Annotated in this window: 17 protein-coding genes; 10 read left to right on the top strand and 7 right to left on the bottom strand. The window is 43.2% G+C overall.

The genetic code is table 11. The features are described from left to right. Window positions 1–67 precede the first annotated feature (67 nt). Both devC and V7K41_RS29940 read right to left on the bottom strand, forming a co-directional pair. Window positions 68–1243 (bottom strand): ABC transporter permease DevC, encoded by a 1176-nt coding sequence (devC, locus tag V7K41_RS29945; protein ID WP_334854149.1) that lies wholly within the window; start codon window positions 1241–1243, stop codon window positions 68–70. A 217-nt stretch (window positions 1244–1460) separates the two neighbouring features. Then, window positions 1461–2771 (bottom strand): HlyD family efflux transporter periplasmic adaptor subunit, encoded by a 1311-nt coding sequence (locus V7K41_RS29940; protein WP_334854148.1) that lies wholly within the window; start codon window positions 2769–2771, stop codon window positions 1461–1463. Between the two features lie 418 nt (window positions 2772–3189). On the opposite strand from V7K41_RS29940, the gene V7K41_RS29935 reads away from it, so the two are divergent. Together V7K41_RS29935 and V7K41_RS29930 are read left to right on the top strand one after the other, a co-directional pair. Continuing rightward, window positions 3190–3804 carry a TetR/AcrR family transcriptional regulator gene (locus V7K41_RS29935; protein WP_334854147.1) on the top strand — a complete coding sequence of 205 codons (615 nt, stop codon included), beginning with the start codon at window positions 3190–3192 and terminating at the stop codon, window positions 3802–3804. A 764-nt stretch (window positions 3805–4568) separates the two neighbouring features. After that, the gene (locus tag V7K41_RS29930) at window positions 4569–5276 is read left to right on the top strand and encodes a Crp/Fnr family transcriptional regulator (RefSeq protein ID WP_334854146.1); all 708 of its coding nucleotides are present in this window, start codon (window positions 4569–4571) and stop codon (window positions 5274–5276) included. A gap of 100 nt (window positions 5277–5376) precedes the next feature. Here V7K41_RS29930 and V7K41_RS29925 read toward each other — a convergent pair whose 3' ends face one another. Together V7K41_RS29925 and infC are read right to left on the bottom strand one after the other, a co-directional pair. Then, window positions 5377–6018, bottom strand: a complete 642-nt coding sequence (locus V7K41_RS29925; protein ID WP_334854145.1) for a PAS domain-containing protein — start codon at window positions 6016–6018, stop codon at window positions 5377–5379. 797 nt (window positions 6019–6815) lie between these two features. Beyond that, entirely contained in the window at window positions 6816–7328 is a 513-nt protein-coding gene (infC, locus tag V7K41_RS29920; RefSeq protein ID WP_334854143.1) for a translation initiation factor IF-3, read from the bottom strand. A 361-nt stretch (window positions 7329–7689) separates the two neighbouring features. Between infC and V7K41_RS29915 the strand changes: the two genes are divergently transcribed. Then, window positions 7690–9030 (top strand): DEAD/DEAH box helicase, encoded by a 1341-nt coding sequence (locus tag V7K41_RS29915; RefSeq protein WP_334854142.1) that lies wholly within the window; start codon window positions 7690–7692, stop codon window positions 9028–9030. Window positions 9031–9502: 472 nt separating this feature from the next. Then, on the top strand, window positions 9503–11155 hold the full coding sequence (locus V7K41_RS29910) for an adenylate/guanylate cyclase domain-containing protein (RefSeq protein WP_334854140.1): 1653 nt from the start codon (window positions 9503–9505) through the stop codon (window positions 11153–11155). 378 nt (window positions 11156–11533) lie between these two features. On the opposite strand, the gene V7K41_RS29905 is transcribed toward V7K41_RS29910, so the two are convergent. Then, complete coding sequence (locus V7K41_RS29905) at window positions 11534–12157, bottom strand: Uma2 family endonuclease (protein ID WP_334854139.1); 624 nt, start codon at window positions 12155–12157, stop codon at window positions 11534–11536. 226 nt (window positions 12158–12383) lie between these two features. Between V7K41_RS29905 and V7K41_RS29900 the strand changes: the two genes are divergently transcribed. Both V7K41_RS29900 and V7K41_RS29895 read left to right on the top strand, forming a co-directional pair. Continuing rightward, the gene (locus V7K41_RS29900; protein ID WP_334854138.1) at window positions 12384–13751 is read left to right on the top strand and encodes an NAD-dependent succinate-semialdehyde dehydrogenase; all 1368 of its coding nucleotides are present in this window, start codon (window positions 12384–12386) and stop codon (window positions 13749–13751) included. Window positions 13752–13879: 128 nt separating this feature from the next. Further along, window positions 13880–15523 carry an acetolactate synthase large subunit gene (locus V7K41_RS29895; protein WP_334854205.1) on the top strand — a complete coding sequence of 548 codons (1644 nt, stop codon included), beginning with the start codon at window positions 13880–13882 and terminating at the stop codon, window positions 15521–15523. Between the two features lie 507 nt (window positions 15524–16030). Here the strand turns inward: V7K41_RS29895 and V7K41_RS29890 are convergent. Then, the gene (locus V7K41_RS29890; RefSeq protein ID WP_334854136.1) at window positions 16031–16267 is read right to left on the bottom strand and encodes a hypothetical protein; all 237 of its coding nucleotides are present in this window, start codon (window positions 16265–16267) and stop codon (window positions 16031–16033) included. A gap of 215 nt (window positions 16268–16482) precedes the next feature. Here V7K41_RS29890 and V7K41_RS29885 point away from each other — a divergent pair, with 215 nt between their 5' ends. The 4 genes from V7K41_RS29885 to V7K41_RS29870 all read left to right on the top strand — a co-directional run bounded on the left by V7K41_RS29885 (window position 16483) and on the right by V7K41_RS29870 (window position 20814). Beyond that, the gene (locus tag V7K41_RS29885) at window positions 16483–17580 is read left to right on the top strand and encodes an ATP-binding protein (protein WP_334854134.1); all 1098 of its coding nucleotides are present in this window, start codon (window positions 16483–16485) and stop codon (window positions 17578–17580) included. A gap of 14 nt (window positions 17581–17594) precedes the next feature. Then, entirely contained in the window at window positions 17595–17816 is a 222-nt protein-coding gene (locus tag V7K41_RS29880) for a hypothetical protein (protein WP_334854132.1), read from the top strand. A gap of 116 nt (window positions 17817–17932) precedes the next feature. Then, the gene (locus V7K41_RS29875) at window positions 17933–18208 is read left to right on the top strand and encodes a type II toxin-antitoxin system VapC family toxin (protein ID WP_334854130.1); all 276 of its coding nucleotides are present in this window, start codon (window positions 17933–17935) and stop codon (window positions 18206–18208) included. A gap of 116 nt (window positions 18209–18324) precedes the next feature. Then, window positions 18325–20814, top strand: coding sequence for an AAA family ATPase (locus V7K41_RS29870; RefSeq protein WP_334854129.1), 2490 nt, complete (start codon window positions 18325–18327; stop codon window positions 20812–20814). 32 nt (window positions 20815–20846) lie between these two features. On the opposite strand, the gene V7K41_RS29865 is transcribed toward V7K41_RS29870, so the two are convergent. Continuing rightward, complete coding sequence (locus tag V7K41_RS29865) at window positions 20847–21161, bottom strand: hypothetical protein (RefSeq protein ID WP_104907687.1); 315 nt, start codon at window positions 21159–21161, stop codon at window positions 20847–20849. Window positions 21162–21500: the final 339 nt, after the last annotated feature.

The raw sequence follows: 21500 nt of genomic DNA, 5'->3' as shown, positions 1-21500 counted from the left end.
TGCTCGTCATTTGTCATTGGTTCTTTGTCCTTTGCAAATGACCAATGACCAATGACAAATGACAAATTTAAAACATATCTGCGGGGTCGGCAGATTGTAATTTCCGGGTGGCGATCGCACCAGAAATTATGCACATAATCATAGTCAGTGTTAATACCGTCAAGGCCCGTGCTACAGTCATGTAAACTGGCAGATTGGTGGCATTACGAGTTAAATGATAAAGTCCTAAAGGTGCGATCGCTCCTGGGATAAAGCCCAAAATTGCCAAAATTATCGCCTCTTCAAACACCACACCTAATAAATAGAGATTGTTATACCCCATTGCTTTGAAAGTGGCGTATTCTTTAATATGGGAATTCACATCTGTAGAAAGAACTTGATAGACGATAATCACGCCCACCATAAATCCCATTGCGACACCCAGGCTGAAGATAAACCCAATCGCCGTATTTGTTTTCCAGTAATTTATTTCAAATTCGAGAAATTCTGCTTTGGTTAAAACTTTGACATCATTATCTAAATGAGATTCTAAAGCTATTTTCATCTGTTTCGGGTCATAGCCTGGTTGCAGCTGCACCAAACCGAGACTGACACTGCTTGCTTCTTGTCTGGGAAATAGTCGCAGAAAATTCTGGTCGCTGGTGATTAAAGTACCATCGGCTATGAAGGAAGCCCCGACTGAAAATAAGCCGCTAACAGTAATTGTCCGCCGTTCTATTTCGGTTGTGACAGGTTTACCTTGGTCAATTTTGGCGATCGCTTCGTTGTAATCTCCTCTAGAGGCGCGATCGAACAGAACAGTATCTGGTAGCTTAATAGCATCTATCTGGCGATTCACATCCGCTAAGTTCAACACTTGCCGATCGGGATTGAACCCCATAACTAATATTGTCGTCTTCTGATGTGTTTGGGGATTTTTCCAATCAACAATGTTGACATACATTCCTTCTGCCGACTTTACACCTGGTACATCCATTGCTTGATACAACCGCCGCCGCGTAAAGCTAGACATATATGCTAAGTTACGTGCTTGGGGACTGATGACAAATATATCAGCCTGCATACTGCGATGCAGCATTGTGTTACTTTCAAACAGGGCATTCTGAAACCCTAGCTGCATGAACATCAGAACATCGGCAAAGGCAATACCTGACAATGCCACCAAAAGACGACCTTTTTCATGACTTAGTTGCAGCCATCCTAAAGGCGTTCGCCGCCGCAGTTGCTGGATAAATCCAATCATAAAAAGTAGGGAGTGGGGAGATGAGGGAGTAAGGGAGTAATACCAATTTAAAATTCAAAATTCAAAATTCATGCATTAAGAAAGCCAGACAGAACAAAGGTATGTCCGTATGTATCTGTCGCATTCTTTTTTCAAATTGGTATAACCAAGAAGAATTAATAACCAATGACTAATGACTAATGACTAATGACTAATGACTAATGACTAATGACAAATTTTACAGTTCAATCACCGCCTTGACTTGCAAATTAGTTAAGTTAGAAGCATTTTGGCTGGATAGTTTATTTAGTTGCACATGCACTTCCACTACTCTGGCATCAATATTGCTAGAGGGGTCAGCATTGATCAGATTTTGCCGCTTTACCTGCATACCAATCCAATCGACTCTTCCCCCTAATTCATTGCGGAGGGAATCACTGCTTACCAGCACCGGTTGTCCCGGACGCACTCTCTTGATATCACTTTGGTAGACTTCCACTACTGCATACATCTGGTCGGTTTGACCTAAAGCCACAATTCCTTCATTGCCAACAGTTTCTCCGGCTCGTGTATTAATCTCCAAAATTCGACCAGCTTTAGGAGCCACAACGTATGCCTCTGCCAGTTCTGCTCTAATTTTCTCCACGGTGGCTTGAGCACTGTCTATCTCTGCCTGTGCATTTGCTATATCTGTGGGACGAACTTCAGTGGTTTGATTGAGGTTAGCTTTTGCTTCGTTAATCTGCTGTTGCAAGCTGGCAAGGGTTTGATCCTGGTTGGCTTTTGCTTCGTTAAGCTGCTGTTGTAGGGTCGCTACAGTTCTTGTCTGGGTGGCTTGGCTTTCAATTAAAGCTTGAGTAGAAGTTTCGGCGCTTAGGCGTCTTTTATCAACTTCCTGGCTAGAAATTGCTCCTGCTTTGTATAAAGTCTCGTAGCGCTGCACGTCAGCTTGGGCATTACCTTTCTCGGCTGCTACGCGAGCCACTGTTGCTTGCAAGCTGCGTTGTTGCCCTTGCAGTTCTGCTTCTAGACGATTAATTGTGGCTTGCTGAGTTTTAATGTTTCCTTGTAGTTCTACTTGTACACGATTCACCGTAGCTTGGCGTGCTCCAATTTCTCCCTGTTTGGCTCCAGCTTTTACCTGGTTAAGGCGGGATTTGGCAACTTGAACTTGTTTTTGTGCTTCACCCAAAGTAGCTTGTAGGCGAGCGCGGTTATCCATAATCGCAACTACCTGCCCAGCTTTGACGCGATCGCCTTCTTTCACCAATAGTTGCTCCACCCGATTTCCTTCACCCATTGAAGAAGGCGCTGACAGTTTTATTACCTCTCCCTTTGGTTCTAACCGCCCTAATGCTGTTACTGTTTTTACCACAGGCTGAACTGCTACTGGTGCTTTTTGCTTTTCATTACCTGTAGCCTGAAGCCTCATTACTGTATAAACACTGAACCCACCTATGGCAAAAGATGCAATTATTGTAAGTAAAAGAGGCGATCGCAAAAGATTCTGAGAAGACCTTAAACCCTCTGAATTCCTGTTTTGCTCCATACTATTTTCCCCTGACCACCAGTAGCAACTTGTACTAAACTGTACAGTTCAATTTATGCTAAACTAAACGGACTAGTTTAGTCAACATGATATAACTAAACTTGTCAATCAATTTGCAAAGGCATTATGCAGCTGAATGTTATTCCCTATTGCGATTGATTGTCTACTAGAAGAAAGTAGAACAGAGGAAAGCTGATAAAAGAGGCTTTTGAGCTTTATCGAAGGGTAAGTAAGTTGGCACAATTAAACTAAACTATGTGAAGAAAATAAACTACACTAAAACCCTCTTCCGTCCTGCCTCCTGCCTTATTCCAACGAGAAATTTCTCCGCCGACCTACTTATGTTTATTTTCGCCATTTTGTACTGGGTATTTTGCAACATCTATTAATATTGTTTATAAGAAAGGATGATTAATAAATGATACGCATCAAAGCTGACGAAGTTGATCGAGACAATTCCGTTGATAAAGTGGAGCAAATTCTGCAAGGGGCAATGCAAGAATTCCTTCAACATGGCTATGCTGGTACAAGCATGGATCGGGTAGCGGTAGCAGCAGGTGTTTCTAAAGCGACAGTCTACAGCCACTTTCAAGATAAAGAAGGACTTTTTAAAGTACTGTTAGAGCAACTGACAAGCAAAAAGAATAGCTCCATTTTTGGCACAGAACCTATTGAAGGAGAACCAGGCGTCATACTGCACCAGGTAGCAACCAAAGCATTAGATCAGATGCTTAACGACAAAGAACATAGTGCATTTATGCGAGTACTAATCGGGGAATCTGGGCGTTTTCCTGAGTTAGCTCAAATTTGTGTTCGGGCGATGATTAAGCCAGTAGCCCAAACTCTCACTCAATACTTGGCGGCTCCTGAACTAAACATACCTGACCCAGAGGCAACAGCAAGAATTCTCATGGGAGCATTGGTACATTTTCATATTACTCAGGATGTGATGCATGGAAAAGACATTGTACCAATGGAAAGCGATCGCCTGATTGATGCCTTTACACACCTAATCACTAAATGCGCCAATTAGATGGGCTATTTCCCGGCGCATGTTCGGTCAGAAGGTCAAATATCACCTTGATTGAGATCGTGTCCGCCAAATTACCCATAATAAAAAAACCCTTCTTCCAACCCCTCCCCGCCTGCGGGGAGCTCGGGGCCCCCTCTGGGGATTAGGGGCAGCAGGGTGGTTTCATACAAGCAGAGAAAAACTAAAACTGGGTTTCAAAGCCTCTCCCCCCGTGGGGGAGAGGAATGGAAGTGAGGGAAAAAGCCATGCCACTTTCACGAGAAATCAAGACTTATGTATTTTTCTTTTTTCGTATGAAACCACCCTGCTCTGGGGATTAGGGGCGGGGTGGGGAACTCCTGGTTTAATAAGTAATCAAGCAGAGATCACATAACCAATTCCTTATTATATGCCACCTGCGGGTGGCATATAATAAGGATACAATACTGCGTAGGTTTTGAAGATTCGTAGGTTGGGTTGAACATTCGTGTTACCCAACAAAGCCCCAAAAATGTTGGTTGGGTTTCGTTCCTCAACCCAACCAACATTTGAGTTATTTTTTAACCAAAACCTACGCAGTATTGGGAAAGAATACGTTTAATTAATAAGAATTGCAAAAGCTTACTTGGCGTAAAAACCTTGAAAAGGTATCAGTTAATTATTAAAAAACTGCTGGACAATATCTCTTCAAAATTGGCTAACCTCCTATAGTTATTCTTATAAATCTTCGGATGGCATAGCTTAACAATATTAAAAATAGTTAATAAACAGGCTCTAACAAAAATATGGCTACTGAAAACGTTCTGCTCACAGCCTTGCCCCCCGAGGTGTACAAGCGGATAGAAAGCAAAATGGAGCAGGTAGAGCTTTCATCCGGCGAGATACTCAACAGACCCGGCGAAGCCATCGAAGAAGTCTACTTCCCCCTCACTTGCCTGATCTCAGTCACCATCACGATGATGGACGGCAGTACGGTTGAAGCCGGAGTGGTCGGAAGCCGCGAGATGGTCGGAATCAACGCCTTCATGGGCGGTGAGGAGACGACACAGACGCAGTACATCGTTCAGGTTCCCGGTAAGGCGGTGAAAATGAAGGCACATCTGCTGCTCAATGAGTTCGACACCAATAAGTCGCTGCGGGACGTGATGCTCAAATACACACAGGCTTATATCGCGCAAATCTCGCAGAATGTTGCCTGCAACCGCACTCATACTATAGAAAAACGCATGGCGCGTTGGTTGCTTGAGTCGAGCGATCGTCTCTACTCCGATGAAGTGTCCCTGTCCCATGAGTTCCTCTCGCATATGCTGGGCGTGCGCCGTTCTGGTGTCACCGAAACCGCCCACATCCTAGAAAAGAAAGGACTTATCCAATGCGGCCGAAAGAAAATCAAAACCATTGATCGGCAAGGACTAGAAGATGCTGCCTGCGAGTGTTATGGGGTAATCAAAGAGGAATACGATCGCCTGCTAAACTTTGAGTCAGAGAGATAGCAGATAAAGCTCTTCTTAGAAACTTCCAAATAAAAAATACTCAACGGCTAATAAGGGACTTCCAAAAAATAAAATAGCTAACGAACGAAAATGATAATCATTATTGGAGGGAAGGGATTGCCGCAGGCGGGAGGATCTTAACCGAACCGTATTGAGCGATGTCGCGCACTATCCAGTGCCAACCTGTTAACTTGCCTTTAACGTCGCGCATAGGAGCTACAGTCATAGCAGCCTCAAAAGGCTCACAGTAACGGGGCTGTATACCTAATATCAAATCTCGCACATAGTCACACTCACACTCGTGCATCTGGTTTAGTTGGCAACGAAACGCCTGACGTTCTTCTACTGCAATGAAACAGACCAACGGTTTGTTGACCAAAAATCGTTGTTGAAGATTGAACAGTGTGGCAGTGGCACGATTAGCTGACAAAATTTTCCCTTGTGTATCGCTCACCAAGTAAGCATTTGGTATGAACTCGAATAGGTCTTGGTAGCGCTTGTATTCCTCTCTAAGCCGTACTTGTACATTTACCAATTTTTGAGTTTGCTCGAATAGCTTCTGTGTAGTTATATCTAGTATTTTTGAAGCAGTATCAAGTTCCTTTAAAGCTGCTAGCAGCAAATTGGCTTCTGGCTGTACTACGGTATTCGCATCTTGGTACAAGTTAGCTAAACGCCCTTGCAGTGACTGTAACTGCTGGGGAAACATATCTAGATTCATATTATTTAATTCAGATAGCATCTAAATTTCAATCCCTGAATAGAAAGAAATTAAGCAATTACTAATGGATTTTATCCCACCAATTGTTAGTTACTGGGTTTTAGCCACTAATGAGAAGTTAAGGGATATTGCCATCGATGAATTTGCTCCCAAATTTCTTAGATGTTCGGGATTGCCTATATTTAAGTATTGTTTAAATACTAAAAAATTCAGTCGCTCACAGTCAGTACGATTTCGTACAAAGCTATGAAATTCCGCTCTCGATACTCCAACTCCAGAGTTGCCACGAGAGGAGCATTCCACTTTTTTGAATGGAGTAAAAGTACTAATTGTCAAACCATCGATTCTACGGGGATTAAGATTTTATTCTCTAGACACGAAATAAAAGCTGAGATGCACCCTGCCACAAGTTCTTACCTCCAGACAACCTACAAATATTTTCTTTTTTCCGAGTAATAAAAGAGCCTTAGTCCATCTTGCGGTAAACAACATAAACACAAAAACCGCACCTTTAAGTGTTAGTGCGGCTTTGAGTTCCACAGAGATGGGGTTGGTTATATCAATATTCGTAGAATGGATCTGAGATGTTTCGATGTCCCAGTACTTGGGGTTATAACATCCCCACTGCTTTAAAGTTCCATCCTCATCTCCAGTGTAGCTCTGTGTAAGGACGACTCAATGCACAGTGAAAAAATCCCCTTGCTGTCTTCAGTGGGGAGAATCTCAATGTTTTTTCCATAGAAGCTACAGTGTTGCCTCCAGCTTTTTTCGTTTCTTACAAGCTGCTACAAATACATCCTCTAGCGATCGCCAGATAACTAGGCAGGAATGACTTGAACAACTAGGGCGCGTTTATCCAGTGACTGGATTTTACCTACTTGACTGAGATCGTTTGCAATTCGGTCTAGCAGTTCTCCCGCTTTGTCACGATATTGATGTTCTCGGCCTCGTAAACGAATGGCAAACTTGACAGAATCGCCTTTACTCAACCACTGACCTGCTTGTTCGATGCGTAAATTATAATCAGCCACACCCACGTTGAGACCGAATCGAACTTCCTTTACCGTGGGCCTAGCACTTTGGCTCTGACGTTTTTTCTTTTGATACTGAAGCTTGCCATAGTTGAGAATCTTGGCGATTGGAGCGTCTTTACCTTGGGAGACTACAACTAAGTCAAGCTCTAAGCTTTCGGCTAGCTGTAACGCCTCATTGGTGTCGATCAGACCACGATTGTTATTTTCATGGTCAATCAAGAAGACGCTAGGTGACTTGATTTGTGAATTAATCAGTTGCTTTTGGATTGCGATAACGAATTTCTCCCATTTGTTCAATACTTTGCTTTACAAGCAGGTAATGCCAATTTAACACAACACTGAATCAGAGCAACTTTAACAACACAAAGGATAGCAATCTGTTAGAATGAACTACTGCGGCACTCGCTCTTCAGTCTTTGCGCTACTGCCCATCCAGCTTTTCAATGATTTTTTATCCGTCCGCCTAAGACTGACGCCATCATTGGCGACAGGCCGATGTTATTTTTGGAGTCTTACAGCAGTTTGCAACAAGCGTGAGGTACAAAACCGAGGACTCAAAAATTAAATTATTCTTCTGCCTCTTGCCTTCTGCCTCCTGCCTCCTGCCTCCTGCCTCAAAACTAGTGACTTTGTACTTCATCCAAACGAAAACTGCTGTATGTCTTTTTCCGATCTCGGCTTGTCCAATGAAATTATCCGTGCTGTTAGCGAACGAGGGTACACGGAACCCACGCCAATTCAGATGCAGGCGATTCCTGCTGTCTTGTCGGGTAGCGATTTGTTAGCTGGGGCACAAACTGGCACTGGAAAGACCGCTAGTTTTACCTTGCCGCTCTTGCATCGGTTGTCGTCTAACAAAAGCAAAGGTACGCCTAATGGATACCCACCAATCCGGGCGTTGATTCTCACCCCGACTCGCGAACTCGCTGCACAAGTAGAAGAAAGCGTGCGCGAGTACGGCAAGTACTTAAATCTCAACTCAATGGTGATGTTTGGCGGAGTCAGTATTAATCTGCAAAAACAGCGTTTGAGAGGTCGAGTGGATATTTTGGTTGCTACTCCAGGGCGACTGCTAGACCACGTACAGCAGGGTACGCTGAACCTATCGCAAATTGAGGTTTTGGTGCTGGATGAAGCAGATCGAATGCTGGATATGGGTTTTATTAATGATATCCGCCGCATTCTCTCACTCCTGCCCAAACAGCGACAGAATTTGCTATTTTTCGCTACTTTCTCAGACAAAATTAAGGCACTGGCTGCCGGACTACTCAATCACCCGACGATGATTGAGGTAGCACGCCGTAACGTTACTGCCGACACGATCGCACAGAAAGTTTACCAGGTAGACCGTGACAAGAAACGCCAATTACTTGCTCATCTGATTCGGCGAGATAATTGGTATCAAGTGCTAGTGTTCACTCGCACTAAATATGGCGCTGACCGTTTGGTGAAGCAGTTGGGCGAAGACCGCATTCAAGCATTGGCAATCCACGGTAATAAGAGCCAGCCGGTGCGTACTAATGCTCTAGCAAAGTTCAAAAATGGCAGCTTACAAGTACTGGTGGCAACAGACATTGCTGCTAGGGGACTTGACATCAGCGAACTGCCCCATGTTGTTAACTTCGATTTGCCCAATGTGCCGGAAGATTATGTTCATCGCATTGGTCGCACCGGTCGCGCTGGCGCATCAGGTGAAGCTATATCGCTGGTGTGCGTTGATGAACAGCATTTATTGACAGATATCGAAAAACTGATTGAGCAGCGCTTGCCGAAGGAAGTGGTTACTGGTTTTGCGCCCAACCCCGATACCAACCCCGAACCAATCCCAAATGGACGGCAACACAGAGCCAAGCCGGGAGGTGACAAGCGTTCGGCTCGAACTGCTAAACCGTTACCACAGACATCAGCTAAACGTAAGGCAGCGCCACCTGCCACCAATGGCGAGAAACCTAGCGCTCGTTCGTCTGGATCGCGTCGTTCTGCTAAACGCGATCGCTGATATTCGTTAGCTGTTCAATAGATTGATTTTTCACGGGTTCTGGAAAACCTCACTTCCATTCCTCTCGCCTACAAATTTTCGGTGTATACACAAGTCTTTATAGAGTTGTGCCAGAGACTTTTAATCCAATATGCTGTAATATCTGTCACCGAAACAGTGCTGAGTGCTGAGTAACGAGTGCTGAGTAAAAAAGTAATAATTGCACTCAGCACTTTATGTTTGAAGCCACGGCTTTTAAGCCAAGGAAAAAGAAATAAATATTTATTTCGAGCGGAAAGTGCAACAAGAAATAATACGTCCAAGATCAATCCCCTAGATTTATCTATGGGGTTACTCTAAGCCGAGGCACTCCTGAAATACAGTTGTCGGAATGCAGTTAACAGTGTCATAAAGAAAAGGTGAAGGTTAACCTGTAGGGTATAACTTACCTTAGAGTTGCTTGACCTCTAGCTTCGATGGATCTATCACACTCATGACTGAACTGACGCTACGCCTACAAGAGGGAGATACCGAGACAACGATCACAGTTGACCAAGATGTATTTACAATTGGTCGTTTGCCGGAATGTAACTTGTACTTACCTTTTGGCGGAGTATCCCGCAACCATGCTCGCCTGGTAAAAACGGCTGATGGTGTGTGGACTATTGAGGATATGGGCAGCAAAAACGGGACGCAAGTCAATAAATATCTGGTTAACTATCCCCAAGAGTTACATCACGGCGATATCATTTGGCTAGGTAATGTCAGTCTGGTAGTGCTGCTCACAAACCCTGTTTCTCAACCAACACCTGAGTATGCCGAAATTTCGGACATTAATGAGCAAAGAACAATTCTTCACAATGTTGAACAATTACAACAGCAATGGATTGCAGCTGATAGTAAGGATGGCAACATCAATAATAAGGACAAAACTATTGCCCGTCTCAAAGACTTAGTGGACATAGCAAAAAATCTCTGTGCAGCCGCGTCTATAGAAGAGATTTTTTCTCAGGTGCAGCAAGTAGTTTTTCGTTACCTTGATAGTATTGATCGCTTGGGATTATTAATTGATGTCAATGGTTCCGGCCAGTTGGAATTAGTGAATGCGGCCACTAGAAATATCTCTCAACAGAAACAACTCCCTTCTGATGGTAGTTGGATTAGTCGTAGTATCTGTCAAAAGGTATTTGACGAAAAAGTAGTCATTCAAACCGGTGATACTCATCAGGATGAACGGTTTGCTAGCGAACAGAGTATTTTAGTCAAAGGCATTCGTAGCGCGATGGCAGTGCCTTTATGGGATGAAAATAAAGTTGTGGGCGTACTGTATGCCGATGCCAATTTTTCTTCTTACCATTGGGCAAATGAAGGTGAAGAAGAATTGAGCTTTTTTTCAGCTTTAGCAAACCTTGTAGCTTCTAGTGTGCAGCGTTGGCTATTAGTAGAGAAACTCAAAACAGAAGAGATGATTCGTCACCGACTAGAACGTTATCATTCTCCAGCTGTTGTACAGCAATTGATTTCTGTAGGCGGATTACCGGGTGGTCGTTTAGCTCCCGCCGAAAGCGAAATCAGTATTTTGTTTGCTGATTTAGTGGGCTTTACAGCAATTTCTGAACAATTAACACCAACTGCGATCGCTCAACTATTAAATAATTTATTTGAAGAAATGCTAAAAGAAGTGTTTGGTTGCGGCGGCACTTTAGATAAATATATTGGCGATTGTATTATGGCATTTTTTGGCGCTCCAGAACCGCAAGCAGATCATGCCGATCGCGCTGTTACTGCTGCCAAGGGAATGCTCACTCGTCTCGAACATCTTAATGCCAATGGTTTTTGGTACGAACCCCTGCAATTACGTATTGCGATTAATAGCGGTAAGGCTGTAGTGGGAGATGTCGGTAGTTCCCAGAGGGTAGATTATACAGCATTAGGTGCGACGATTAATCTTGCTGCTCGGATGGAAGCAGTTTGTCCCCCTAGTGAATGCGTGATTAGTGAAGCCACCCATACAATGCTTTCACAACCCTCAGACTTCCAAGAAATGGGAGATTATCGTTTCAAAGGTATTGAGCGATTAGTTAAAGTTTATCAGACGAAATTGCAGCCAGTGCCAACAATCATTGCTCCAATCATTAATCTTTAGGGATTGGGCATAATATCATGTCTGGTCAAAGACTTATCATTTAGACCGCAGTTCTTGCAGGGAGCAGTTCTTGCAGGGAGCAGGGAGCAGGGAGCAGGGAGCAGTTCTTGCAGGGAGCAGGGAGCAGGGAGCAGTTCTTGCAGGGAGCAGGGAGCAGGGAGCAGGGGGAAAGAGACTTTTCCGATTTTTGCACAGATCCGGTAATCATAAGTAATTAACCGAACTTGATATAATGGGGAATAAAAAAAAATCATTAATAATGAATTACGTTAGGGGTTTCCAAATAAAAAATATCTAACTATCTTGGTTAGGATAAATCTGCTATGTACAGCTGTGACAGCCTCTTTCTATGAAAGGTTGAATGGCCTGATGCTAAATTTAGCTGACTGTGCCAGCGCGAAAAATTTGCTCTGCGGTCAAATTAAACTCTGGAAATGTTGGCGACTGGATACGGTCATCTCCTCGAAACTTACTAACGCGATACTCACCTTCTTCTAAACAGCAAACCAAAATAGTAGGTTGTTTGGGCTTGCCAATAAATTCTCTACCGCCCAATGCAGCATAATCTACAATCCAGTATTCAGGAATTCCCATTTCTTCATAGTCAGCGTATTTTTTCAGATAATCATCACGCCAGTTTGTACTTACCACCTCAATTACTAAAGGAATTGATGCTGCTTGAGTAACAGTTGATTCTTTTTTCCACAGAGGTTCATTAACTAAATTAGGCTGATTTAGTATCAGGACATCTGGGGAATAAGCAGATTCGTTCTCAACTGGTTTGACGAATACTGTTTTGGGGATGAAATAACGAAGATTTAAGCGACTGTATTCTAAAGTGATTTTTGTGGCTAAAAATCCAACCACCTCTTCATGGTCGCCTGTAGGTGGCGGCATCTCAATTATTACTCCATCATATAGTTCGTAACGTTGTCCTGTGTTATCTGGATATTTAGCAACGAATTCATCGAATGTAACTACTTTGCGTAAGACTTGAGTCATAGCTTGATTCCTCAATTGTGCAAATTATAGCAACTTTACTTGTATTTAATTCATCAATATTAATACTTATTAATTGGTATATTTTATTTCAAAAATAATTGCAAAATTGTAATATTTAGCAACTAATTCTGGGTTATAAGACTAGAATTTGGGTGGTAGCTTCCAGAATTAATCTGTGTAACACTAGGAAGCCTAACAAAGCTATTTTTTAACGGGAGGTCAGGTAATGGCGATCGCCACGATTAATCCCGCCACTGGGGAGACGCTCAAAACCTTTGAGGCGCTCAATGATAAAGAAATCAACGCTAAACTCGATTTAGCTAATCAGACTTTTGAACACTATCGCCAGACTAGTTTCTCTCAACGATCGCAATGGCTGCAAAAAGCTGCTGATATTTTAGAGCAAGACAAAGCAGAATTTGCGAAGTTAATGACTCTAGAAATGGGTAAACCATTTAAAGCTGCGATCGCAGAAGTCGAAAAATGCGCCGTTGTCTGTCGCTACTATGCCGAACACGCCCCTGATTTTCTAGCTGATGTCAGTATAAAAACTGATGCCAACCAGAGTTTTGTACGTTATCAACCAATGGGTGCGATTCTCGCGGTGATGCCGTGGAATTTTCCCTTTTGGCAAGTGTTTCGCTTTGCCGCACCAGCACTGATGGCGGGAAATGTCGGCTTACTCAAACACGCTTCCAACGTGCCGCAGTGCGCCTTGGCAATAGAAGATATTATCCGACGGGCAGGTTTTCCTGAAGGTGCGTTTCAAACTCTATTAATAGGCGCTGCCAAAGTTGCCGATTTAATGGCTGATGACCGCGTAAAAGCTGCTACCTTGACAGGAAGCGAACCAGCCGGCGCATCCCTCGCCGTCGCCGCCGGCAAACAAATTAAAAAAACAGTTTTGGAATTAGGAGGAAGTGACCCGTTTATTGTGTTAGAAAGTGCTGACTTAGAGACAGCAGTTGTCACAGCTACTACAGCGCGGATGTTGAATAACGGGCAATCATGTATTGCAGCGAAACGTTTTATTGTCGCAGAAGCGATCGCAGACAAATTTGAAAAATTGCTTTTAGAAAAATTTGAGGCGCTGAAAGTAGGCGATCCTATGCAACCAGATACCGATTTAGGCCCACTAGCAACACCTGGTATTCTCCAGGATTTAGACCAACAAGTGCAAGGTGCTATTAGCAGCGGTGGTAAAGTCATCACCGGTGGACATCCTTTATCAGATCGTCCTGGAAACTTTTATCCGCCAACGATTATCATAGATATCCCCACTGACACACCAATCGCCAAAGAAGAATTCTTTGGCCCGGTAGCCTTGTTATTCCGGGTTCCAGATATCGATGCTGCCATTAAACTCGCCAATGACTCACCCTTTGGCTTAGGTGCAAGTGCTTGGACAACCAACGACCAAGAGAGCGATCGCTTGGTTGAAGAAATCGAAGCAGGTGCCGTGTTTATCAACAGTATGGTCAAATCCGATCCTCGGTTGCCCTTTGGTGGCATCAAGCGTTCTGGATATGGCAGAGAATTGAGTATCCAAGGTATACATGAGTTTGTCAATGTTAAAACTGTGTGGGTGAAGTGATTAGTCATTAGTCATTGGTCATTGGTCATTGGTCATTGGTCATTGGTCAAAGAACAAATGACAAAGGACAAATGACTAATGACAAAGAACAAAAGTCTTATTCGTTAATAGAGTTGTCGGAAAATAAAATGAATACAGCAGAGTTATTGGTGCAGTGCCTAGAAAATGAAGGAGTGCAATACATTTTTGGACTTCCTGGTGAAGAAAACCTGCACGTTTTGGAAGCGTTAAAACATTCTTCCATTAAATTTATTACGACTCGTCATGAACAAGGTGCAGCATTCATGGCCGATGTCTACGGACGCTTAACAGGAAAAGCCGGAGTGTGTCTTTCTACTCTTGGCCCTGGAGCAACCAACTTGATGACTGGGGTAGCAGATGCTAACCTCGATGGTGCGCCCTTAGTGGCGATTACTGGTCAAGTGGGAACAGATAGAATGCATATTGAATCCCATCAATATTTAGATTTGGTGGCAATGTTTGCACCTGTTACCAAGTGGAATAAGCAGATTGTGCGACCGAGTATTACACCAGAAGTAGTACGGAAAGCATTTAAGCGATCGCAATCTGAAAAACCCGGTGCAGTTCACATCGATTTACCAGAAAATATTGCTGCCATGCCCGTCGAAGGCAAACCTTTGCATAAGGATAATAGCGAAAAAACTTATGCATCTTTTGCTAGCATTCGGGCCGCAGCCGCCGCAATTTGCCAAGCAGTTAACCCATTAATTTTAGTCGGAAATGGGGCAATTCGCGCTCATGCCAGTGATGCTGTAACGCAATTTGCTACTTTACTGAATATACCTGTTGCCAATACTTTCATGGGTAAAGGCGTGATTCCCTACACACATCAATTAGCTTTGTGGTCAGTGGGATTACAGCAAAGAGACTTCATTACCTGTGCCTTTGATAACACAGATTTAGTAATTGCGATCGGCTATGATTTGATTGAGTTTTCCCCCAAGAAATGGAATCGTAATGGTGAAATTCCGATTGTGCATATTGGGGTAAGTCCAGCAGAGATTGATAGTAGTTATATTCCCAACGCCGAAGTTGTGGGAGATATTTCAGATTCCCTCTATGAAATTTTAAAATTAGCAGACAGACAAGGTAAACCCGATCCCTTGGCGATTAGCTTAAGGTCAGAGATTCGGGCTGATTATGAACAGTATGCCCATGATGACGGATTTCCTATTAAGCCGCAAAAGTTAATTTATGACTTACGCCAAGTGATGGGGCCTGATGATATCGTCATCTCTGATGTTGGCGCACATAAAATGTGGATGGCGCGTCATTATCATTGCCATAGTCCCAATACTTGCATAATTTCCAATGGCTTTGCAGCTATGGGTATTGCTATTCCTGGCGCTTTAGCAGCAAAACTCGTTCATCCTAAGCGCAAAGTCGTTGCTGTAACAGGCGATGGCGGCTTTATGATGAATTCTCAGGAATTAGAAACAGCCTTGCGTGTCGGTACGCCCTTTGTCACCATAATTTTTAATGACGGCGGCTATGGATTGATTGAGTGGAAGCAAGAAAATCAATTTGGCAAAGGAAACTCATCTTTTGTGCATTTTAGCAATCCTGATTTTGTCAAATTAGCTGAAAGCATGGGTTTAAAAGGCTACCGAGTTGAATCGGCTTTAGATTTGATTCCCACTTTGAAAGAAGCCCTCGCTCAAGATGTACCCGCCGTGATAGATTGTCCTGTGGACTATCGGGAAAATCACCGCTTCAGTCAAAAAGCCGGCGAGTTGAGTTGTGCGGTGTAAAACTTAGAGACGCAATCGCGTCTGTACAAGAGAGATGCGATTAATCGCGTCTGTACAAGAGTTAGGAGTTATTTATTCCTAACTCCTTATTAATTTCTGCTCCTTTAGTGTTTTGGTAGGGTACGTTACACCAAGGACTAACGCACCGCTTTAATTAACTTCATTTATAGATATATTTCTTCTCTTTCTTTGCGTCCTTTGCGTCCTTTGCGGTTCGTAAAAAAAACCACGAGTATCAAAGACTCGTTCACGAGTATCAAAGACTCGTCAGCGAGTATTAAAGACTCGTCAGCGAGTATTAAAGACTTGTCAGCGAGTATTAAAGACTCGTCAGCGAGTATTAAAGACTTGTCAGCGAGTATTAAAGACTCGTCAGCGAATATCAAAGACTCGTTCACGAGTATCAAAGACTCGTCAGCGAGTATTAAAGACTCGTTCACGAGTATCAAAGACTCGTTTACAATAAATTAAAAGTTATTGATTCTAACTCATCACTGATTTTTACTCTTAATTAATCGTCTTCTGGTCGGAATTTGTGCTTTCCTGCTTTTGGGCAATATCTTCTACTGCTTTGCATTGCCTTTTGTCAATATCTGACTTAATAATGAGTCCCTTAGTATTGAGCGCTATTTCCACTTGGTATTGACCATTTACCATATTAATAGCGGCGTAAGTTACTGTACCAAACATTATCACTCCGCAAAGTGATAAGGTAATTTGCAAAACTCCCAGTACTCGTTTCATTCTCAAAGCCCTTAATCGCTTACATTCTCTATTAAAATTTGCTGCTAGCTGGGAACTGAGTTGGGAAATAGTCACGATTAGACGAGTTGTTAGTTGATTATCGGTTAAGTTCAGGATGACTATAATTTCTAGAGTGCAAGACGTTATCGCTAAATAGCAAGGCTATTTAGCTAGTATAAAAACCTGATATACTCACAGCAGTTTCTCTATGAGGAATGATGGTGCGATCGCTGCGAGTAGCCCCAGAGTATATTGATAAAGTTAAGTCAGCACCTCAGCGTCATGGCTATCCCAGTCAGCAGTCCTTGGCTAGTGATGTTGGGTTTTCTCTCTCCACAGTCAAAAGCTTTCTCACTGGTAAACCTGTTGACTATCTAAATTTTGTAGAACTTAGCAAAAAATTGGGGTTAGAGTGGCAAGACATTGCATACAAAGAACCAGAAACTCAACCAAATAAACCTCAGCCAACTAACGGGGAAACATCACCCTTCATCACTGGAACCCCCATCACCCAGCCGCGTTACTTTTTCGGACGCGAAAAAGAATTAAAACGCCTTTTCAACTTACTCAAACGCCACCCGTTACAAAACTCCGCCATTATCGGTAAAAAGCGTAGCGGCAAAACATCCCTGCTGCACTACCTAAAAAATATCACCACCACCCCAGCAGAACAGTTGCGTCCTGAGCAAAAATCTGACTGGCTACCGCATCCAGAAAATTACTGTTGGATTTTTGTAGACTTACAAGACGCACGAATGCAAAGCCGAGAAGGACTACTAAAGTACATCCTAGAATCTCTGAAGATGCAAGTGCCTACACTTTGCGATTTAGATCGTTTCATGAATGTAGTCAGCGATAATTTGCATTCTCCCACAGTCATCTTATTGGATGAGATTGGCGTTGGCTTGCAACGCTGTCCAGAATTAGATGATGGCTTTTGGGAAAGTTTGCGGTCTTTGGCGACTAACCACACAGGCGGAAATCTCGCGTTTGTCTTAAGTACCCCTGAATCACCAATTGAACTAGCGCACAATACAGGACACAGTTCACCCTTTTTCAATATTTTCGGCTACACCGCACATCTGGGAGCATTGACTCAGATAGAAGCGCGAGAATTGATAGCAAGTTCGCCGATTACTTTCACTGACGAAGATGTAGAGTGGATTTTGACACAAAGTCGCTGCTGTCCACTGTTATTGCAAATTCTGTGTAGAGAAAGATTATTTAACTTAGAAGAAGGGGAAAATGATGATAGTTGGTGCGAAGAAGGGCTACGACAAATGAAATCATTTACTCATTTATTAGATTCATAACTAGCAGAGTAACCATGAAAGCACACCGAATTGAAACAAAGTTAACTAAAAACGGAACCTTGATTCTTGAGGATTTACCGTTTCAGGCTGGGGAAGCTGTTGAAATTATCATTCTAGAAACTCAGACTCGTCCCCAAGAAGCGAATTTGTATCCTTTGCGTGGCAAACAACCCTACCATTATGATGATCCTTTTGAACCTGCTGTGCCTCTGGAAGATTGGGAAGTCTTGCAATGATTATACTGGATACCCATATATGGGTTTGGTGGGTTCAAGGTGATGCAAGACTGACCAAACAACATCAGAACTGGCTGCAACAATATGAATCCCAAGGATGATTAGGAATCTGCATAATGTCTTGTTGGGAAGTTGCCAAATTGGTAGAGATTGGCAAACTAACTCTACCGTCTCCCATTGAGGAGTGGTTAACAGAAGCTTTAGCTTATCCAGGAGTGCAGCTACTCGAACTAACAATTCCAATTATCGTTGAATCAACCCAACTTACAGGTTTTCAGCGAGATCCATTTGACCAAGTTATTGTAGCCACTGCCAGAGTTTACAACTCTCCTTTACTAACTGTTGACGCCAAAATTCTGGGCTATCCTGGGGTGCAAACTCTCAAAAAGTGAAAGAAAAGTTGGCGTTGCTGAATTAACCTATGAATTGTACTTTGCATCTTTGTACCTTTGCGTAAGTCCTAATTCTGATTCAGCAATACCAAGTTTTAAATAGGAGTGCAGAAACGTTGACTTCACCACAACTACCCCCTAACGCCTACACCAATGCACCCCAGCAGCACCCCAACTTAATCCTCGGTAGCCTGCAACTACTTTTCTGGCTTGTCTTTCGCCCCTCAGCGTGGCGTAACCACCTCAAGCGCATTGACCCCATTTTAGACACAAACTCCTCGCTGATTATCTTGTTGAGACAAGGGCGATGGCCAAACCTTGCTCTACGGCGGCTGCTTATCCAGGGATACTTCATCTTACCTATTTTGGCTAACTTACTATTGGGCTTAGTGCTGTGGGCATTGGGTAAACCAATCGCAAATATAGCTTTTCACATGACGTGTAGTGTAGTGGGGAGTGTGGTGGGAGGTCTTGTGTTTGGCGTGATGGGAGGAATGGCTTTTGGCCTGGTTTTTGGGCTGGGGGTTGGTGTGGCGGCAGGACTGGCGGTAGACCTAGCAGTGAGTCTAGCAGGAGATATGGCGATAAGCGTAATGAGGGGTATTGTGGTAGGTGTGACGTTTGGCCTAGCGGTTGGTTTAGCAGTAGGTGTGGCGGGAAATGTAACAAAAGACGTGGAGTTTGGTCTGGCAATAGGCTTTCCAATAGGCACTTTGTTTGGTATAGCAGGAGGCGTAACCCAAGCAGGAGGTTTAGCGTTCAGCCTGGCGATACGCCTGACGGAAGGTGTAGCACAAGATACCGTGGGAAGTGCAACAGTAGGTGTGGCGCTAGGGATAGTCGTAGCAGGTTTGTTTAGTGCGGCAGGAGTTAAGGTAGCAGGACTAGCATTTGGTCTGGGAGCAAGCGTGGGAATAACTATTAACTCATGGCGACCTGTTGTATCTTCTCCATTTCTCACTGTGTGGAATTATCTGCTTTATAAATTGGAGAAAAGGCGTAATGGTATAAGCCCTTGTTTATTGCGCTATAACTCCGCCTTCTGGGATGAGTTCCAGCCTTCAAATCTGCGTGACTTAAATAAACATCTCCTCTTTGTAATAGAATATAACCCAGTTGAAGGACAAGCTGCCCTAGAATATCTGAGTGGCAGTACCCAGTTCTTGGTACTTCAAACTACACAAATCGAGTTGGAAGTACGCCGTTTAGAAAGTTGTGCAGATGTGGAAGCTATTGCTAGTGTTCATCGCAGCTTAGCAAATAGCGAACTAGAAAGCCCTATTAGTAATCTGCTGAACATTTTCAGTCGTATTAGTAAAGATGTTGATGCTGCTTTAAATCAGGAAACTACTTACAACAAGCGTAAAATACTCAGCGCTGTTGCAGAACGTTTAAACGCAGAAAGTCAGGCATTGAAGCGCAGTAGCCACAAATATGCCTCTCGCTTCTATCCAATCTCTCAAAGCTGGCTGAACATTGTCAGTAATAAGATAGACAAACTGGTTAAAGCCACCGAACTACGGCAAGAAATTGACAATCCCTACATTATAGGCGTACCCCTAAATGAGCAATTAGAACTCTTTACTGGACGCACTAGCATTGGCATACGAATTGAGCAATTACTCTTAGACCACCGTCGCCCACCTCTGCTACTATACGGTCAGCGACGCATGGGTAAAACTTCCCTCCTCAACAACATCGGAAAGTTACTACCCAATTCCATCATCCCCATGTTTGTGGACTTGCAAGGCGCACCTTCATCAGCCAGTGACCATGCAGGTTTTCTCTACAACCTGGCTAGGGATATGGAGAAGTCAGCAAAAAAGCAAGGTTTAACTCTACCGTCCCTAACCCGCGAAGTATTACAATCTGACTCCTTCACCTATTTCTATGAATGGCTAGATAAAGTAGAACAGGCTCTAGAACAAAATACCGCCTTACTAGCGCTAGATGAATTTGAGGTGCTAGACAACGCCATAGCCAAAGGTCGCTTTGATGAGCAGGATGTTTTGGGAATGTTGCGTCACCTCATCCAACATCGTCCCCGCTTCAAGGTGTTACTGGCTGGCTCTCATACTATCGAAGAATATCAGCGCTGGGCTAGTTATCTAATTAATGTCCAAGTAGTTCATATCTCCTACCTCAAAGAAGCAGAAGCACGACAATTAATTGAACATCCCGTCAAAGATTTTACCCTCCGCTATGAAATTAACGCCGTTGAGCGAGTGCTACAACTCACCCGTTGTCACCCATTCTTAGTACAACTACTCTGTGCAGAAATTGTCGTCCTTAAAAACGAGCAAGACCCCTCTATCCGGCGATTGGCAATTTTAGCGGATGTGGAAGCTGCGATACCAGCAGCTTTGCAAAGTGGTGGTTTCTTCTTTGCTGATATTCAAAACAATCAAGTAGACGCCACTGGACAAACTATTCTTCGTTTTATCGCCGCTCAAGGGGAAGGAGCTATAGTTAGCCGCCAAACTCTATTGCAACAGTTCCCTGATGCTGATATTACTTTCAACTTGCTGTTGCAACGTGAGTTAATTGAGGAAGTTGACGACGGCTATGGCTTCCAGGTGGAGTTGATTCGTCGCTGGTTTATTTGAATCATGTCCGGGAAGTTAACTGATAACAAATACTACTTGTGCTGGCGTAATTGCTCTACTATATATTCTTCCAGTTCTTGTTTTTCTCTGTTACTAGCATTTCGTTGATAAGTTCTTCCAGTTTCTTGAATAAACCTACGTTTCTCGCTGGGAGAAGATTTGAGTTTACCTCCAGTTCCTTGCAGTTTTTGCTGCAATTCTTCCCAAGTCTTTTCACCCACACTTTCACCTAGTTTGACCAGTGCCTTTGGGAGTAACATTTTTGCCTCTCGTTGAAAATCTTCTTCTGTCTCAAGGGAAGCTAAATCTATATTGCTGAAGTCGATATCGATTTGAAACTTACTCATAAAATTGTATTTATTCTGTTCAAAATTATTACCCCAATCGGGGGAAGATAGGTTTTTAATTTTCAGCTACGATCACAAGATAGTATGATTGTACTGTTTAAAGTTGATAACTGAGTTGAAAACATCAATTCCGAAAGTTGATTGAATACTTCCGGTAGTATAGCCCTACTTAATCATTCACAACAAGATTCCCGACTTCTTAAAAGTAAGTAGGGAATCTGAGCCTTTTGATTTTCACTTATACAATAGACCTCTTGCAGAATAATTTTATGGTAAGGTAGGAGGTTTTGACATAAATTTGTTGCGCCAATGCGATACGAACAAACTTTGCGACTGTCC

It is taken from the genome of Nostoc sp., assembly GCF_036917415.1.
Lineage (GTDB): Bacteria > Cyanobacteriota > Cyanobacteriia > Cyanobacteriales > Nostocaceae > Nostoc.
Note: the sequence above shows the minus strand (reverse complement) of the source record. Positions and strands in the feature narration are given on the sequence as shown.

Coding starts and splice junctions, on each gene's coding strand:
- V7K41_RS29875 (WP_334854130.1), top strand. CDS start 17,933: ATGTCTTGTTGGGAAGTTGCCAAATTGGTAGAGATTGGCAAACTAACT.
- V7K41_RS29900 (WP_334854138.1), top strand. CDS start 12,384: ATGGCGATCGCCACGATTAATCCCGCCACTGGGGAGACGCTCAAAACC.
- V7K41_RS29935 (WP_334854147.1), top strand. CDS start 3,190: ATGATACGCATCAAAGCTGACGAAGTTGATCGAGACAATTCCGTTGAT.
- V7K41_RS29925 (WP_334854145.1), bottom strand. CDS start 6,018: ATGCTATCTGAATTAAATAATATGAATCTAGATATGTTTCCCCAGCAG.
- devC (WP_334854149.1), bottom strand. CDS start 1,243: ATGATTGGATTTATCCAGCAACTGCGGCGGCGAACGCCTTTAGGATGG.
- V7K41_RS29915 (WP_334854142.1), top strand. CDS start 7,690: ATGTCTTTTTCCGATCTCGGCTTGTCCAATGAAATTATCCGTGCTGTT.
- V7K41_RS29865 (WP_104907687.1), bottom strand. CDS start 21,161: ATGAGTAAGTTTCAAATCGATATCGACTTCAGCAATATAGATTTAGCT.
- V7K41_RS29895 (WP_334854205.1), top strand. CDS start 13,880: ATGAATACAGCAGAGTTATTGGTGCAGTGCCTAGAAAATGAAGGAGTG.
- V7K41_RS29930 (WP_334854146.1), top strand. CDS start 4,569: ATGGCTACTGAAAACGTTCTGCTCACAGCCTTGCCCCCCGAGGTGTAC.
- V7K41_RS29905 (WP_334854139.1), bottom strand. CDS start 12,157: ATGACTCAAGTCTTACGCAAAGTAGTTACATTCGATGAATTCGTTGCT.
- V7K41_RS29890 (WP_334854136.1), bottom strand. CDS start 16,267: ATGAAACGAGTACTGGGAGTTTTGCAAATTACCTTATCACTTTGCGGA.
- V7K41_RS29885 (WP_334854134.1), top strand. CDS start 16,483: ATGATGGTGCGATCGCTGCGAGTAGCCCCAGAGTATATTGATAAAGTT.
- V7K41_RS29910 (WP_334854140.1), top strand. CDS start 9,503: ATGACTGAACTGACGCTACGCCTACAAGAGGGAGATACCGAGACAACG.
- V7K41_RS29880 (WP_334854132.1), top strand. CDS start 17,595: ATGAAAGCACACCGAATTGAAACAAAGTTAACTAAAAACGGAACCTTG.
- V7K41_RS29940 (WP_334854148.1), bottom strand. CDS start 2,771: ATGGAGCAAAACAGGAATTCAGAGGGTTTAAGGTCTTCTCAGAATCTT.